This is a genomic window from Cupriavidus pauculus (assembly GCF_008801835.1).
In the GTDB taxonomy this organism is placed as follows: domain Bacteria; phylum Pseudomonadota; class Gammaproteobacteria; order Burkholderiales; family Burkholderiaceae; genus Cupriavidus; species Cupriavidus pauculus.
In genome coordinates this window covers 39,198-55,076 of the sequence record NZ_VZOW01000037.1, presented here as the reverse complement: position 1 = coordinate 55,076, position 15,879 = coordinate 39,198, and the positions used below count along the sequence as shown (strand labels likewise).

Sequence of the window (15,879 nt, the reverse complement as noted above, 5' to 3'; positions counted from 1 at the left end):
GGGAGCCGGCGCTGCCGACGGCGCGGGGGACGGCGCCGCGGCGGGAGCAGGCGCGGCGGCGCCGGCGGGTTCCAGCATCACCAGCACCGAGCCTTCCTTGACGTTGTCGCCCACCTTGATGCGGACTTCCTTGACCGTGCCTGCCTGCGGCGACGGCACGTCCATGGTGGCCTTGTCCGATTCCAGCGTCACCAGCGCGTCTTCCGCGTTGATCTGGTCGCCCGGCTTCACATGCACCTCGATGACGGGAACGGCGTCGTAGTCGCCGATATCCGGCACCTTGATTTCAATCGCTTGACTCATTCAGTGTCTCTCCTGGGCAGCCGGCACTTTGGGTCAGTTACGACAAATGCACTGGGCGAGGGTACTCTCGCCTCCTGCGTCTGTCACGCTGCCGCGCACCACCGTGGCCGCGGCCCGCCCGCCGGCCAGCCGGGGGCAAGCCGCGGCGCGGCGGGGTGCCGCGCTGCGGGGGTTCAGTCGTGCAAGTCCGGGAATCAGACCGACATCGGGTTCGGCTTGTTCGGATCGAGGTTGTACTTCTTGATGGCCTCGGCCACCTTCTCGCGACCGATCGCGCCTTCGTCGGCCAGCGCCTTCAGTGCGGCGACGGTGACCCAGTTGCGGTCCACTTCGAAGAAGTGGCGCAGCTTCTCGCGGGTGTCCGAGCGGCCGAAGCCATCGGTGCCCAGCACCACGTAGCGGCGCGGCACGAACGGACGAATCTGTTCGGCGAAGGCGCGCACGTAATCGGTCGAGGCGATCACCGGACCGCGCACGCCCTTGAGCTTCTGGGCCACAAACGATTCACGCGGCGTTTCGGTCGGATGCAGCAGGTTGTAGCGCTCGGCGTCGTGGCCTTCGCGCGCCAGCTCGGTAAAGCTCGGGCAGCCCCAGATGTCCGATTCCACGCCCCAGTCCTTCTTCAGCATGTCTGCCGCGGCGATGACTTCACGGAAGATCGTGCCCGAACCCAGCAGTTGCACGCGCGGCGCATTGCTGTTTTCCACGCCCTTGCGGAACTGGTACATGCCCTTGACGATGTCCTTTTCCACGCCAGCCGGCATTTCCGGATGCTCGTAGTTTTCGTTCATCACCGTCAGGTAGTAGTACACGTCCTCCTGTTCGGCATACATGCGGCGCAGACCATCCTGCATGATCACGGCCAGTTCGTACTGGAACGTCGGATCGTACGAGATGCAATTCGGGATCGCGGCGTGGAACACGTGCGAATGACCGTCTTCGTGCTGCAGGCCTTCGCCATTGAGCGTGGTGCGGCCCGAGGTGCCGCCCAGCAGGAAGCCGCGCGAGCGCATATCGGCAGCGGCCCAGCAAAGGTCGCCGATACGCTGGATGCCGAACATCGAGTAGTAGATGTAGAACGGGATCATCTGCACGCCGTGCGTCGAATACGACGTGGCCGCGGCGATCCAGTCGCACATGGCGCCGGCTTCGTTGATGCCTTCCTGCAAAACCTGACCAGTCTGCGATTCCTTGTAGAACATCAGTTGATCATGGTCTTCCGGCACGTACTTCTGGCCTTCCTGGTTCCAGATGCCTACCTGGCGGAACAAGCCTTCCATGCCGAACGTGCGCGACTCGTCCGGCACGATGGGCACTACGTGCTTGCCGATCTGCTTGTCCTTGAGCAGCGTGTTCAGGATCCGCACGAAGGCCATCGTGGTGGACACTTCGCGGCCTTCGCCGGTGGCCTTGAGCAGCGCCTCGAACGCCGACAGCTCGGGCACCTTCAGCGCCTCGGCCTTCTGGCGGCGGGCCGGCAGGTAGCCGCCCAGGTTCATGCGCGCCTGGCGCATGTATTCCAGTTCCTTCGAACCTTCCTCGAACGTCAGGTACGGGACTTCTTCCAGCTTGTCATCCGGCACCGGGATGTTGAACTGGTCGCGGAATGCGCGGATGGCGTCCACCGGCATCTTCTTCTGCTGGTGGGCCACGTTCATGGCCTGGCCGGCATCGCCCATGCCATAGCCCTTGATGGTCTTGGCCAGGATCAGCGTGGGCTGGCCCTTGTGCTCGCTGGCCGCCTTGTAGGCCGCGTAGACCTTGTGCGGATCATGGCCGCCGCGGTTCAGGCGCCAGATGTCGTCGTCGGACCAGTCGGCCACCATGGCCTTGAGCTCCGGCGTATTGAAGAAGTGTTCGCGCACGTAGGCGCCGTCCTTGGCCTTGAAGGTCTGGTACTCGCCGTCCACGCATTCCATCATGCGCTTCATCAGCAGGCCCTTGGTGTCGCGCGCCAGCAGTTGGTCCCAGCGGCTGCCCCACACCACCTTGATCACGTTCCAGCCCGAACCACGGAATTCCGATTCCAGCTCCTGGATGATCTTGCCGTTGCCGCGCACCGGACCGTCCAGGCGCTGCAGGTTGCAGTTGATCACGAAGACCAGGTTGTCCAGCTTCTCGCGGCCGGCCATGCCGATCGCGCCCAGCGATTCCGGCTCGTCGGTCTCGCCATCGCCCAGGAAGGCCCACACCTTGCGGTCGCCGGCGTTGACCAGGCCGCGGCTGCTCAGGTACTTCATGAAGCGCGCCTGGTAGATCGCCATGATCGGACCCAGGCCCATCGACACGGTCGGGAACTGCCAGAAATCGGGCATCAGCCACGGGTGCGGATACGACGAGATACCCTTGCCGTCGACTTCCTGACGGAAGTTGTCGAGTTGCTCTGTCGTCAGGCGACCCAGCAGGAAGGCGCGCGAGTAGACGCCCGGCGCCGAATGACCCTGCACGAACACGAGATCGCCGCCGCTCTGCTCGGACGGGGCGCGCCAGAAGTGGTTGTAGCCGACGTCATAGAGCGTGGCGGCCGACGCGAACGACGAGATATGGCCGCCCACATTGGTGTGCTTGTTGGCGCGCAGCACCATCGCCATCGCGTTCCAGCGCGTGTACGAGCGGATGCGATGCTCGATATCCTGGTCGCCCGGAATACGGGCCTGCTGCTCGACCGGAATCGTGTTGATGTACGGGGTTTCGGCGTGGAACGGCTGCGTGACGCCATTTACGCGCGCATATTCGATCTGCTTGTCGATCAGGAAGGCGGCGCGATCGACGCCCTCGGCATTCAGGACGCCCTGGAGGGCATCCAGCCATTCATGCGTTTCCTGGGGATCTGCGTCGTTGGCGCTGCTGGCGCCGAGGATCTGCTCTGGTACAGCGGACATGACTGTCTCCTGGGTAAATTCCTGCCCCGGCGGCCGCCACGGTATGGCGGATATCGGTCGGCCGGTCTGACGGTTCTGACGTCGCGGCGGAGCGTGGTGGCCTGGTCCTGGCATCGGTACTCTGGCCGTCGCCGGGATCTTTCAAATCGGGTCGCGCTGCCCGGGATCCTCGGCTCGACAAGCGCATGGCGCCCGCCCGCATTATTCGGTCGAAGCGATTCTATGGAAGCACAGCAACGGCTGACAAGCGAAATTTTCAGATTACGAACTGCTTTCTTATAATGTGAAATATTGTGGCACCGCACCAGAAACCGGCAGCGCGCGCCCATCCAAGGGGTCGTCGATTTAAGGTTTTTCCTGTGATGAGTAGGCGCTTTCCCCAAGCGACGCACCGCAATAAAGTCGATACACTGGCCGGTCAGTCGTCAATCCCCTATGCAGTTCTTCGAACGAATCCTCTCCGGCCTGCGCACGGCCATCCTGCCACCGAACTCTGCCGGCACTGTCAGTGACGCCCCGCACGGCGTGGCGCCCGGTGTCGCGCGTGCCGGCCATGCCGACGTCCACAGCGACGACGGCGATCAGCACGACGCCATGGAGCCGCTGGCGCCGGCGCCGCGCCGCCTCTGGATCATGCGCTGGCGCAATCTGGTGGCGACAAGCTGGTTCATGTTCATCCCGCTGGTGGCGATCGTGCTGTTCACGGTGGCCATGGGCGTGATCCTCTGGTCGTTGCACGAAACCGAACGCCAGCAGCAGCGCGACGCGCTGTACCGCGACGCCGCGTGGGCGCAGCAGCGCGTACGCCTGTCGCTGCTCAGCAACCAGGACCAGATGGCGTCGCTGGCGCGCGACATCGCGGCGGCCCAACTCGACCAAGGCGCCTACCGCACCGCCGCGCAGGAAATCCTGCGCGAGAACCCCGAGATCGTCTTTATCAACTGGCTGGACGCGACCAAGCGCGGCCGCTGGTCGCTGCCCTCGACCTCCGAATTCGCCAGCCGCCTGCGGGAAACGGTGGACCAGCCGCTGGAGCCGGAAGTTCTCGACACCTTCGACGCCGCGCGCGAAACGCAGCGCGTGGTCTACTCGCGTCCGCTGATGAACGACCGCGGCGACAGCTTCATGCTGATGGAAGTGCCGATCGTGCGCGACAACGAGTTCCTGGGCACGCTGGGCGCGCTCTACTCGATCAACGGCATCCTCACGCATCTGCTACCGCCCGAGCTGACCGAGCGCTATCGCTTCTCGCTGATCGACAAGAACAACCAGACGCGCGCCAGCACTTCGGTGCGGCCGGTGCCGGGCAATGCGCTGTCGTACGAAGTCCTGCTCGATCCGCCGGGTCATTCGCTGTCGCTGCGTGCCGATGCCTATCCGCCGCCGTCGAACCTGCCGAACAACATGCTGCTGTGGCTGGTAGTGGGACTGTCCTGCTTCCTGCTGTGGAGCCTGTGGAGCATGTGGCGCCATACCAGCCGCCGGTCCGAGGCGCAGCGCGCGCTGCTGGCCGAGACGTCATTCCGGCGCGCCATGGAAAACTCGATGCTGATCGGCTTGCGGGCGCTCGATCTGAACGGCCGCATCACCTACGTGAATCCGGCGTTCTGCCGCATGACGGGCTGGACCGAAGCCGAACTGGTGGGCCGCAAGCCGCCCTTCCCCTACTGGCCACCCAATGACCAGCAGGAGATGCAGAAGCAGATCGACCTCACGCTGCAGGGCAAATCGCCGGCCACGGGGTACGAAATGCGCGTAATGCGGCGCGATGGCAGCAGCTTCTTTGCTCGCATGTACGTCTCGCCGCTGGTCGACAGCCGCGGCCGGCATACGGGCTGGATGAGCTCGATGACCGACATCACCGAGCCCAAACGCGCGCGCGAGGAGCTGGCGGCCGCCCACGATCGCTTCACGACGGTCCTGGAGAGCCTCGACGCGGCGGTTTCGGTGCTGGCCACCGACAAGGCCGAATTGCTTTTCGCCAATCGCTATTACCGCCAGTTGTTCGGCTGGGAGGCCGAGGGCCATCTGAAGCTGGCCGGCGACGATTTCGACAAGGACCAGATGTCCAGCGACAACACGGACTTCGTCGATGCCTACGCCGGACTGCCCGCCTCCGAGCTGATGCCGTATGCGTCCGACGCGCGCGAAGTGTTCGTGCCCGACATGCAGAAGTGGTTCGAAGTGCGCCGCCGCTATATCCAGTGGGTGGACGGCCATCTGGCGCAGATGCAGATCGCCACCGACATCACGGTGCGCAAGGCCGCCGAGGAAATGGCGCGCCAGCACGAGGAGCGGCTGCAGTTCACCAGCCGCCTGACCACCATGGGCGAGATGGCGTCGTCGCTGGCCCACGAGCTGAACCAGCCGCTGGCCGCGATCAACAATTACTGCATGGGCGCCGTGGCGCGCCTGCATTCGGGCCGCAGCACGCCGGAAGACCTGATTCCGGTGCTGGAAAAGACTTCGGCGCAAGCAGTGCGCGCCGGCACCATCATCAGCCGGATCCGCGGTTTCGTGAAACGCAGCCAGCCGCAACGGCGCGAAGCCGCGCTGCACGACATCGTGGCCGACGCGGTGGGTCTGGCCGATCTGGAAGCCACGCGCCGCCGCGTGACGATCCTGACCCGCCTGCCCTCGCCGCCGCTGATGCTCTACGTCGACCCGGTGCTGATCGAACAGGTGCTGGTGAATCTGCTCAAGAATGCCGTCGAGGCCATGGCCGGCCTGCCGGCGCTGCGGGCGGCGGGCGTGGTGCGGCTGCACGCCCGCGTCGAGAACGTCGAGTTCGGCCAGTGCGTCTGCATCGACGTCATCGACCAGGGCCCGGGGGTGGACGAAGCCACCAAGGAGCGCCTGTTCGAACCGTTTTTCAGCACCAAGTCGGACGGCATGGGCATGGGCCTCAATATCTGCCGGTCGATCATCGAATCGCATCAGGGCCGTCTGTGGGTCGAAAACAATGCGGACGGCATCGGTTGTACGTTTAAAATCACGCTGCCGCTGCAGCCCGCGCTTCCCGAACAGTAACGGGCGCATCTCTGGCTTGACGGGCGTCCCTCTGCCGCGGGGCATCGGGAGGCCGCCCGGATCGTCCGCCAGGGGTGTTGCGCGCCGGCGCATGCAGTTACACTTCGTTGCAAACGACTTTGCCCCAGGAGACTTCATGACCGCAACGCCCAGCCCAACGCCGCACCGTGGCGAGACCGTCTATATCGTCGACGACGACGAAGCGATGCGCGACTCGCTGACCTGGCTGCTTGAGGGCAACGGCTACCAGGTGCGTAGCTTCAACAGCGCCGAGCAGTTCCTGTCCGCTTACGACGCAGGCCACGTGTCGTGCCTGATCCTCGACGTGCGCATGCCGGGCATGAGCGGCCCGGAACTGCAGGAGCGCATGATCGCCGAGAACATCGACATCCCTATCGTGTTCATCACGGGTCACGGCGACGTGCCGATGGCAGTTTCGACGATGAAACGCGGCGCGATCGATTTCATCGAAAAACCGTTCGATGAATCGGAACTTCGCGCATTGGTCGAACGGATGCTGCAGAAGGCCCGGACCGATCATTCCGCCGCGCGCGAACAACGCGCCGCCAAGGACTTGCTGGGCAAGCTGACCACGCGCGAACAGCAGGTGCTCGAGCGCATCGTGGCTGGTCGCCTGAACAAGCAGATCGCCGACGAACTGGGCATTTCGATCAAGACCGTGGAAGCGCATCGCGCCAACATCATGGAAAAGCTCAACGTCAATACCGTGGCGGATCTGCTGCGACTGGCCCTGTCGCGCAACAGCTGACCGGCGACCGGCGACCGGCGCCACTGCGCCGGCCCCGGTCATACCCGCCTCACGCCGCCCCGCCCAGTGCCTGATACAGCGTCATCTGGGCGCGCAGGCGGCTCAGCCGATTGCTGACGACGGACGCCCGCACCTGCCGGAGCGTTTGCTGATCATCAAGCCAGAACCGGATATTGCTCTTGCCGACCCGGTAACGCGCGGCGCTGATTGCCTCGGCTTTTTTGGCCTGCTCCATCGCCAGCGCAAGCTGGTCACCTTCGCGCGCGAGGCTTTCGCGCATCGACAGCGCTTCGTCCACTTCGGCAAAGGCCTGGTAAAGCGTCTTGCGATACGCGACCACCGACGCTTCGTAGTCGGTGCGCGAAATCCCGACATTCAGCCTGACCGTATTCCACTGCAGGAATGGCAGCGCCAGGCCCGCGCCAAGCGTCCCGATCGGATTGGTCAGCACCTGGCCGAGATCACGGCTGCTGGTCCCCAACGAGCCCGTCAACGAGAGCGTCGGAAAGAAGCTCGCCTTCTTCGCGTCATGGGTCGCCAGGCTGTTCCGGATGCGCGCCTCGGCCGCGGCGACGTCGGGACGCTGCGCCAGCACGCTTGCCGGCAGTCCGGGACGCACATCGGGCAACGGGACATCGGGCAGCACAAGGTCTTCGATCTCCGCGCTCGGCAACACATCGTTAAGCAATATCGCTAATGCCTTTCGCTGGGTTTCCCGTTGTTGCAGAAGACCTTCGTAATTGGCCTGGTTGGTGGCCACGGTGCGGCGCGCCAGCGCCAGTTCCGCCATGCCGTCGGCGCCGGCCCGATATCTCGACAGTACCAATGCCTCGACACGTCTGGCGTCTCTGACGTCCGCCTGGGCATCGGCAAGCTTCGCATTGAGCTCGGCAATGCTCCAGTAAGTGGCAGCGGTTGTCCCGATCAGGGAAAGTTCGGTGCTTTCGAGATCGAACGCCGTTGCCTGCGCGGCCCACGTGGCGGCGTCGCGCGTCCGCGCCAGTTTTCCCCACAGATCCAGTTCGTAGGCGATGTTCATGCTCGTGCCGTAAGTGCGCTGGCTTGGCGATCCATGGCCGAGATTCTTGCTCACTGACCCATTTCCGCCGGCACTGAAATCGGGCGTCAGATTGGTTTGCGCCAGACCGGCCTGAAGCCGTGCGGCCTGCAGGCGAATCGCTGCTGCGGCCAGATCGGCGTTGCGCTCCAGCACCCGCTCGACCAGTCGATCGAGCTGCTGATCGCCAAACACTTCCCACCAGCGGTCGGTCTGCGACGCAACCGCCGCAGCAGGGCCGCGCTGCGCATCCCAGCTATCGGGCATTGCAATCGCCGGGCGCTCGTACGGCGTTTCCAGCAAGGCGCCGCAGCCGCCCAGCAGGCTGGCCACGGACAGACAAAGCAAAGTCTTGCGCATCGCATTCACCCTCTTGCCAATGCCGATACGGGATCGAGCTTCGATGCATTGCGCGCGGGCACAAAGCCAAAGCCGACGCCGGTCAGGGCCGCAGTCAGGCATGCCCCGCACACCACCAGCGGCGACAGTCGCATCGCAATGGTGTCCTGAAACCACCCCAGCACAGTCCCGATCGACCAGGCGAGCGCCACGCCGAGTAATCCGCCTACCAGGCAAATCAAAATCGCCTCGATCAGAAACTGCTGGCGAATATCGGCCTGCCGCGCGCCCACGGCCATGCGAATACCGATCTCGCGCGTGCGCTCGCTGACCGACACCAGCATGATATTCATGACCCCTACCCCGCCCACGATCAGCGAAACCACTGCAATCGCCGAGACCATCATGGTCAGCGTGGTTGCTGTCCGCTCGACGCTCTGAATGAGACTTTCATTTGTCGAAACGAAAAAATCCTTGCGGCCGTGATGCTTGCTCAGCACCTTCTCCACGTCCGCCATCTGCCAAGTCTTGCTGTTGGATTTCATGCGCAGCTTGATGCTGCTGAAATGGTCCTGCGGCATCAGATGGGATTTCTGCGTGGTGTAGGGAATCCACACGTTAAGCGACTGGCTATTGCCGAGCAGCGATTTGCGCGCCGCGGTCACGCCAATAATGCGGAACGGCACGCGGCCAATCAGAATGATTTCACCGAGCGCGTCACGAGCGGCTCCGAACACGCGGCGGCGCAGATTCTCGTCGATAACGGCCACCTGCGCGCGGCGCGCGATGTCGTCGGCGGAAAATGCCACGCCCGCCGCCATCGCGGTATTGGATGCGCGAAAGAAAGCCTGATTGACGCCCACTGTCGCCACGGCGAGTTTCAGGTTGCCGTAAATCGCCACGCCGGTGCCATGGATAACCGGACTGATACTGTCGATATAGGGCTGCGCGGCCAGGACCGACAGGTCCGGCTCGCGCAGCGCACGCATCGCTTCGGGGCTTTCGTCACCGCGCCCGTTTCCGGGATAGATGTCAACAGTATGGGTGCCCAGCGCATTGAGATCTGCCACCACGCGCTGCTTGGCCCCTTGTCCCAACCCCGTCACGGCGATCACAGACGCAATCCCGATAACGATGCCAAGCATTGTCAGCGCGGTTCGCATACGGTGACTGGCCATGGCGTGCCAAGCCATCACCAGCGATGTCTTCAGGCTTTCCAGCGACCATTGGCCGCGGCGGCTGTCAGCGTGGTCTTCTGGCGGCGACGCAACGACGCGGTTTTCGGCTGCGGTGCTGCGACGATCGGCAACAATCCGACCGTCCTCGATCTCGATAATCCGGTCCGAACAGGCCGTCACCTCTGGGTCATGCGTAACGATAACGACCGTATGCCCCTCACGATGCAAATTGCGCAGGTGTTTCAAAACCTCGTCGTGACTGGCGCGATCCAGCGCACCGGTCGGTTCGTCCGCAAGAATCACGGCGCCCCCGTTAATCAGCGCGCGCGCAATACCAACACGTTGCTGCTGTCCGCCGGACAATTGCGCCGGCCGATAATCGACGCGGTGAGCCAGTCCAAATCGCGCCAGGAGGTCGAGGGCGCGTCGCTGCCGCGTGGCCTTGTCGATTCCGGTGTAGAGCGCGGGCATCTCCACGTTTTCAACGGCGGTCAGATGCTGCAGCAAATCATAGCGCTGGAAAATAAAACCGAAGTATTCGCGACGCAGCCTGGCGAGCGTATCGGGATCCAAACCCCTCGTGTCTTGTCCGGCGATGCGATATTGCCCGTCGGTCGGCCGATCGAGGCATCCCAGGATATTGAGCAAAGTGGATTTCCCAGAACCGGATCGCCCCACAATGGCCACCATCTCGCCGGCACGGATGGTCAAATCGATCCCATGCAGCACGGTCGAGTTCTCCCGGCCATTCATATAGATCCGGGAAACGCCCCGCAGCTCGAGCAGTGCAGAAGTCATGATGCGGACTCCGTGTCGTCGGGCGAGTTGGCACCCAGCACTACCTGCTCGCCTTCGTTCAGGCCACGCACGATTTGCACGGAAACGTGATCGCTCAATCCGACCTGAATTTCCCGCCGATCGATTTTCCGACCGCCGTTCTGAGCCACCGCGACCGCATACTTTCCATTCTGGTCCGGTCCGTCCACGGCGGTTGCCGGCAGCAACAGCGTATTGGCGGCGCGTCCGAGCACAATCGACACCTGTGCCGTCATCGACGGTTTCAGCGTGCCATCGTCATTGGCTACTTCAAGCAGGCCGTTGTAATAAATGGCGCTCGCGGCAGACTGATTCTGAGTAGGATCCTGCGACAGCGACGAAATGGGAGGCGCCGGCTCGACACTGCGCAATTTCGCGTGAAACTTGCGTTGCGGCGCGCCAAGGATGGAAAACCACGCGTCCTGCCCGGCGCGCACGCGCACGACATCGGCTTCCGATATTCTGGCCTTGACCAGCATGTGGTCCAGATCGGCGAGCACCAAAATCGTCGGCGCCGATTGGGCCGATACCACGGTTTGTCCTTCCTGCGTGACCACGGCAATAACCTGCCCATCAATTGGCGCCACGATACGGGTATACGCAAGATTGGCGCGAGCCGTTTCCACCGACGCTCGCGCCTGTCGCAACTGGGCATCGAGCGCATCGATATTCGCCCGCGTGGTATCCACCTGGCTCTGGGCCAATTCCACGTCGGCAGGCGCATTCGCATCGTCTTCCCGCAGTGCTTTTTCGCGCTGAAGCGTCAGTTGATACTGTCGCAATTGCGCTACCTGCGCGGCCTTTTGGGCGGCCGCGTTCTTCAGGGAAGCTTCTGCCTGACTCACTTCATTCTGCTGCAAAACCGGATCGATCTCGGCCAGCAAGTCACCCTTCTTGACCCGGTCGCCAAGCTGGACTTTCAGCGTTTTCAATTGTCCATTCACTTGGGCGCCGACATTGACCTGACGAATCGGCGTCAACGTGCCGGATGCGAGCACGACTTCCTCGATATCACCACGCGATACCGCCACGGTATGCGGCGGCGCAGCTTCAGGGCGACCGTGAAACCAGAATCCGGCGGCTAGCGCGACGGTGGCCGCGAAAGCGAGGGACCAACCCACTCTTTTCGATCTGCGCGATTTCATGACAGTGCCTCGATAGACTCGGTTTCCACCGCACATCCAAAACGATGAAGACGCCCGTCTCGCAGTTCATACACCACGTCAAATAAATGCAGATGGGACCGGTCATGCGTCACGACGATGGCCGCGTGCGCGTGGCGCGTGATGGCGTCGATCACCGCGAGCGCACTGTCGGCGTCGAGGTTTGCAGTCGGCTCGTCGAAAATACTCACGGACCGGCGTGCATAAAGCGCACGCGCCACCATGATGCGCTGCCGTTCGCCGGCGGAAAGCGATGCCGTCGCGTCGGTCAATAACGTATCGATACCGCCCGGCAACGCGGCAACCCGCTGGCCCATGCCGACTGCATCGACCAGTTTCTGACAACAGGCGCGATCGGGATTCGGCGCGAACATCGAAATATTTTCCAGCAGCGTGCCGGTGAACAGAATGTCCGAAGACGTCTGCAGATGGCAGTAGCGCCGCAGTCGTTCCCAACGATCGGTCCATTCCCCGTCGATTCGTAGAGCGCCCGACGATGGCGTTTCCATGCCGGCCAGCAGCGACAGAAGCGTGGTCTTTCCCGAACCGGATTCACCAATCAAGGCGATCCTTTCGCCAGGCCGGATCGACAAGCAAATATCCTCGAGCGCGAGGGGACTGCCCGGATGCCGGAAATTCAACTGGTCGAATTGCAGCGATTGCTCTAGCCCTTGCTGCTCGTCGGGATACACATCGCGCTCCTGCTCAAACATGTCTTGCGCGCGCGCTTCGGCCACGCGATTCGACCGCGCACCCACCCAGGCGCCATAGCCCGCGGTAGCCGACGCAAATGCAATCTGCCGCAAAAACGTAAATGCATAGAAGGCGCCGAAAGACAATTCGCCATGAAGCATCGCATTTGCGGCGACACCCAGCATCACCAGCAGTTCCACATTGCCCAATAACTTGTACGCAGTCTGCTGGCGGACACCGAGATCCGCTTGGCGGCGCCAGGTCTGGATCGTCGCGCAACCATGGTCGGCGAAGGCCTGCGCCCGGCGACGCGTGCCCAGGGCCGATTTCCATGCGTGAATACCTTGAATTGTCTCCAGCATAAATTGCCGCTGGTTGCCTGCCACCACTTCCGCATCCATGCGCAGGCTTTGCGCATGCTGGCCGTAGCGCTGCGTAATCAGGCCCGAAATGGCAATACCGACCATGCTGATAATCGCGAGCCACGGTTGCAGCCACGCCATCGCCAAGATGGCGACGATGGCAACCAGCACCGCGCAAAACATGGTGTTGCCTAGCCGGACGCGGGCAATTGCCGCGTCGCCATAGGCAGAGAACCTTTCAACCAGATCGCCCGGCGTGCGCCGCGAAAAGTAGCCGAGACGATTATCGATCAGCCGCGAAAATGCGCGATCCAATGCCAGCATGCCGACGCTGGCGCAATGGCGATTCAATGTCCGGCCACAGAACCGCTCGAATGCAAATGCACCGAGCACCGCTGCCAGAAACGCGCAGCCGATCGACCAGTAGGCGTGCATGCCGCCAGGATTCAGCAGTCTGTCGACAAATGTTCCGACGAACAGCGGCGTCATGAACGACAGCGCGCCGGAAATTAGCATCAGGCTGACCAGGGGGATGCCTCCGGCTTGCGCCAGGCGCATGCGGCTTGGCCGTTGTCCGCTATTTCGCGCCCGCGGCCGCGGCCGTTCGTCTTCCCCGAGGATCAGCGCATAGCCGGTTGCCACCCCTGCGAGTACGCCGCGATGCAGCAAATGGACGCCAACCGCAGGGTCGAACACTTGAAACAGGTCTCCCGCGGCGCGCATCACCAGCACAAAGTGATTTCCGCGCACATGCAGAATGGCCGGCAGCGGTAACTCCACTAGCGCCTCTGGATCGAACCGCACCGGATCCGAAGCCACATCGTAGGATTCCAGCGCCTCGACGAGGTCCACCAGCGACATGCCGAGCAATGACGCCCCGTACCGCTTGCGCACGTCTGCGAGACTGGATTCAATACCGAGCGCCTGCAGCAGCATGGCGACACACGCCACGCCACATTCCGATATTTCGCCCTGATAAATCGGCTCGATATCGTACAGGCCGCGCAGCGTTTGCGAAGAATTCCACATTGACATGATTATTGGGTACTCCCGTCGTTGAAGTAGAACAACGAGGGAAAATGCCAGAGCAGCCATTGATCGCCGCGCTCGCGGAGCGCACGCTCGATACAGCGGGCCACCTCGTCGCCGTTGGCACAGGGTTCGAAAATGCGAATTTCGAGTTTCCCTTCAAGCCAGTAGATATAGAAAGGCACTAGCTTCGCCCTTGCCATTCGCGCCAATTCCTCCGCGCCCGAATGCAGCCTGGCGGGTCGACCGAACAAAAGGACGTCCCGGGTCCGCATAGCGCGCCCAAGATAGCCATTCGTGAACTGCGGAAGAATGTCCGGGAAAATCACTACATTGGCGCAATGCGAGCGCAGGTCCCGCAACATCGAACGAAAATGCGACGGCGGATCATCGGGGTGATGCTGCACGAATTCCGCAATACCGGTTCGTTCGCACTGCGCCTGCTCGGCCGCGCCAAAATATCCTTCCTTGTAAATCGAAAATACATGGCTGCGGTACGGCTCGGTCATGGCCGCCACGGTGGCCGCCACCATATCCGAGCAAAAATGCAGCGGTGCGAAAATTGGAGTTTCGCCCCGCCCAATCATTCGCGTCCTGCAGTGGGAGAGTTTCGCCGCACAGGTGCGCATCATTTCAATCATGCGCGGCTCGGTGTGATACAACGCCGATTCCAGAACGATGCGTTGCCTGACCAACTGGTCGTATCGGGCCGTGGTGCGCGTATTGAGTGTGCGCTCAAGATGGCGCACCCAGGTGCGCCCGCGCACCCTGTCACGCCTCGCTTCCTGGCCGACGCGAAATGGCAGCCGGCTGAGCCGGACAGCGGTGGGCGTGGACAATAGTTTCCATAGCGTCGCCTTCAAATGGAGGGAAATCCCCTGCACAGGCGTGCGCAATGCCGCCGCAGCGCCGGCACGCGCCAGTGCAAAATAGGTCGACAAATCCATATTGACGATCGCCTTAATTCCAGCTCACCAAGAAAATCAAGATCGCACTGTTCATCGCCACGGCGGGCTGCATGCATTCCATTTCCGCACGCATTGCGATCCTGCACCATGGCCTTAAAGTAGCAAATCGCTCGGCCAGCATAATCACAATTCGCTCAAATGCGACAATCCCGAAACAATGCGCCGCAAAAGATCCAAATAAAAAAGCGACCGAATAATCGGTCGCCTTGGTCACTTGCCAGATTACGATTTACTTGTGACCGTCGCCAGTCCAGTAGCCCTTCTTGTTTTGCTTGCACTCCGCGTATACGCGGCGGCAGGCTTCGTAGTTGTTGTATTCAGTATGTCCACCCGTCACCTTACGGGCTTGTTTCGGATTCAGCTTCTGGATACCACTTTTTTGGATCATCGTATTACCTTTTTGCGCGAATGGAAAATGACGTCGCCGAACGCGCTAATCGGCCTACGCCACCTAAGCCCGACTTCCTTGACACATTTGCATCGGGACAGGACGAATATTAAGACAACCGACGAAAATGCGAGAATAGCAAATCGCTTAAACGATTCAGCGGATGGCGATCCGATCTCTCAATCAGGTACTTTTCAGATAATCGTCTGCGTCAAAAGTCACAACCCAGTGTGGTCGATACACCACTGCAATTGCCACCAGCATCCCGGTCAAGAAAGCCTCGCCGAACGCAACGATGAGTCCGCCGGTCAGTTGATCGCCGATCGTCAGGCCGGCGTTTTGGAGCTCTCTCGTCCACAACGCCCAGCCGATCATCGCGCCGCGCGTCACCAGTGCGGCCAGCAGCGCGGCGAAGTACCCGTGTCCTAGGATGAACACGAACAGGTGATGCGGTAACCAGCGCCGAATCAGCGCCTGCACGCCTGCGGTGGCAACGCCAGGCACCAGCGCCATCCAGACAAAGCGCGGCGCCAGCGATACCCAGTCGATGGCCAGCCAGTGCTGCCCGGACAGGTACGCGAGCCCGAGCAGCGAGGCCACATCGACGATGGCGAGCGACACCATGGCCAGCGGCAGTCCAAACATCGTCACCGCCAGTGTGGCGCCCATCCATTGCAAGACGATGCCGTCCCCCACCGTCGCCCGCATCGACCACAGCAGGCTCAGCGCCAGTATCGTGCCGAGCCAGACATGCTGGAGCGCTGCTTCGCGCTGCAACAGGCGCCATGGGCGTTGCGCCAGCGCCCATGCAAGCATGCCGACGGCCAGTGTCGGCAATGGCCAGGTGGCCAACAATGCGCGAATTGAAGATTCTTCGATTTGCATGAGCGGATGCTAGCAGC

The 15,879-nt window shown here is 62.3% G+C and carries 11 protein-coding genes; 2 read left to right on the top strand and 9 right to left on the bottom strand.

Annotated elements, in window-relative coordinates:
• Both F7R19_RS25195 and aceE read right to left on the bottom strand, forming a co-directional pair.
• Positions 1-303: biotin/lipoyl-containing protein (locus F7R19_RS25195; RefSeq protein ID WP_150982401.1), on the bottom strand; the 303-nt coding region annotated here is incomplete at its 3' end.
• A 194-nt stretch (positions 304-497) separates the two neighbouring features.
• Positions 498-3,185, bottom strand: a complete 2,688-nt coding sequence (gene aceE / locus F7R19_RS25190) for a pyruvate dehydrogenase (acetyl-transferring), homodimeric type (RefSeq protein WP_061960178.1) — start codon at positions 3,183-3,185, stop codon at positions 498-500.
• 435 nt (positions 3,186-3,620) lie between these two features.
• Between aceE and F7R19_RS25185 the strand changes: the two genes are divergently transcribed.
• On the top strand, positions 3,621-6,215 hold the full coding sequence (locus F7R19_RS25185; RefSeq protein ID WP_150982400.1) for a PAS domain S-box protein: 2,595 nt from the start codon (positions 3,621-3,623) through the stop codon (positions 6,213-6,215).
• A 136-nt stretch (positions 6,216-6,351) separates the two neighbouring features.
• Positions 6,352-6,984, top strand: coding sequence for a response regulator transcription factor (locus F7R19_RS25180; RefSeq protein WP_150982399.1), 633 nt, complete (start codon positions 6,352-6,354; stop codon positions 6,982-6,984).
• Between the two features lie 49 nt (positions 6,985-7,033).
• Here F7R19_RS25180 and F7R19_RS25175 read toward each other — a convergent pair whose 3' ends face one another.
• The 7 genes from F7R19_RS25175 to F7R19_RS25145 all read right to left on the bottom strand — a co-directional run bounded on the left by F7R19_RS25175 (position 7,034) and on the right by F7R19_RS25145 (position 15,862).
• Complete coding sequence (locus F7R19_RS25175; protein ID WP_170292653.1) at positions 7,034-8,401, bottom strand: efflux transporter outer membrane subunit; 1,368 nt, start codon at positions 8,399-8,401, stop codon at positions 7,034-7,036.
• 5 nt (positions 8,402-8,406) lie between these two features.
• Entirely contained in the window at positions 8,407-10,356 is a 1,950-nt protein-coding gene (locus F7R19_RS25170; RefSeq protein WP_150982397.1) for a MacB family efflux pump subunit, read from the bottom strand.
• Complete coding sequence (locus F7R19_RS25165; RefSeq protein ID WP_223505948.1) at positions 10,353-11,519, bottom strand: efflux RND transporter periplasmic adaptor subunit; 1,167 nt, start codon at positions 11,517-11,519, stop codon at positions 10,353-10,355. The genes F7R19_RS25170 and F7R19_RS25165 overlap by 4 nt, the downstream gene beginning before the upstream one ends.
• Positions 11,516-13,687 carry a peptidase domain-containing ABC transporter gene (locus F7R19_RS25160; RefSeq protein WP_150982395.1) on the bottom strand — a complete coding sequence of 724 codons (2,172 nt, stop codon included), beginning with the start codon at positions 13,685-13,687 and terminating at the stop codon, positions 11,516-11,518. The genes F7R19_RS25165 and F7R19_RS25160 overlap by 4 nt, the downstream gene beginning before the upstream one ends.
• Positions 13,630-14,568, bottom strand: coding sequence for a lysophospholipid acyltransferase family protein (locus F7R19_RS25155; RefSeq protein WP_150982394.1), 939 nt, complete (start codon positions 14,566-14,568; stop codon positions 13,630-13,632). Before F7R19_RS25155 ends, F7R19_RS25160 begins: the two co-directional genes overlap by 58 nt.
• A gap of 13 nt (positions 14,569-14,581) precedes the next feature.
• Entirely contained in the window at positions 14,582-14,803 is a 222-nt protein-coding gene (locus tag F7R19_RS25150) for a hypothetical protein (RefSeq protein ID WP_150982393.1), read from the bottom strand.
• A 357-nt stretch (positions 14,804-15,160) separates the two neighbouring features.
• On the bottom strand, positions 15,161-15,862 hold the full coding sequence (locus F7R19_RS25145) for a hypothetical protein (protein ID WP_150982392.1): 702 nt from the start codon (positions 15,860-15,862) through the stop codon (positions 15,161-15,163).
• Positions 15,863-15,879: the final 17 nt, after the last annotated feature.

What these genes read in the sequence shown, in the direction of transcription:
- aceE (WP_061960178.1), bottom strand. Translation starts at nt 3,185, where the DNA reads ATGTCCGCTGTACCAGAGCAGATCCTCGGCGCCAGCAGCGCCAACGAC.
- F7R19_RS25185 (WP_150982400.1), top strand. Translation starts at nt 3,621, where the DNA reads ATGCAGTTCTTCGAACGAATCCTCTCCGGCCTGCGCACGGCCATCCTG.
- F7R19_RS25180 (WP_150982399.1), top strand. Translation starts at nt 6,352, where the DNA reads ATGACCGCAACGCCCAGCCCAACGCCGCACCGTGGCGAGACCGTCTAT.
- F7R19_RS25175 (WP_170292653.1), bottom strand. Translation starts at nt 8,401, where the DNA reads ATGCGCAAGACTTTGCTTTGTCTGTCCGTGGCCAGCCTGCTGGGCGGC.
- F7R19_RS25170 (WP_150982397.1), bottom strand. Translation starts at nt 10,356, where the DNA reads ATGACTTCTGCACTGCTCGAGCTGCGGGGCGTTTCCCGGATCTATATG.
- F7R19_RS25165 (WP_223505948.1), bottom strand. Translation starts at nt 11,519, where the DNA reads ATGAAATCGCGCAGATCGAAAAGAGTGGGTTGGTCCCTCGCTTTCGCG.
- F7R19_RS25160 (WP_150982395.1), bottom strand. Translation starts at nt 13,687, where the DNA reads ATGGCTGCTCTGGCATTTTCCCTCGTTGTTCTACTTCAACGACGGGAG.
- F7R19_RS25155 (WP_150982394.1), bottom strand. Translation starts at nt 14,568, where the DNA reads ATGGATTTGTCGACCTATTTTGCACTGGCGCGTGCCGGCGCTGCGGCG.
- F7R19_RS25145 (WP_150982392.1), bottom strand. Translation starts at nt 15,862, where the DNA reads ATGCAAATCGAAGAATCTTCAATTCGCGCATTGTTGGCCACCTGGCCA.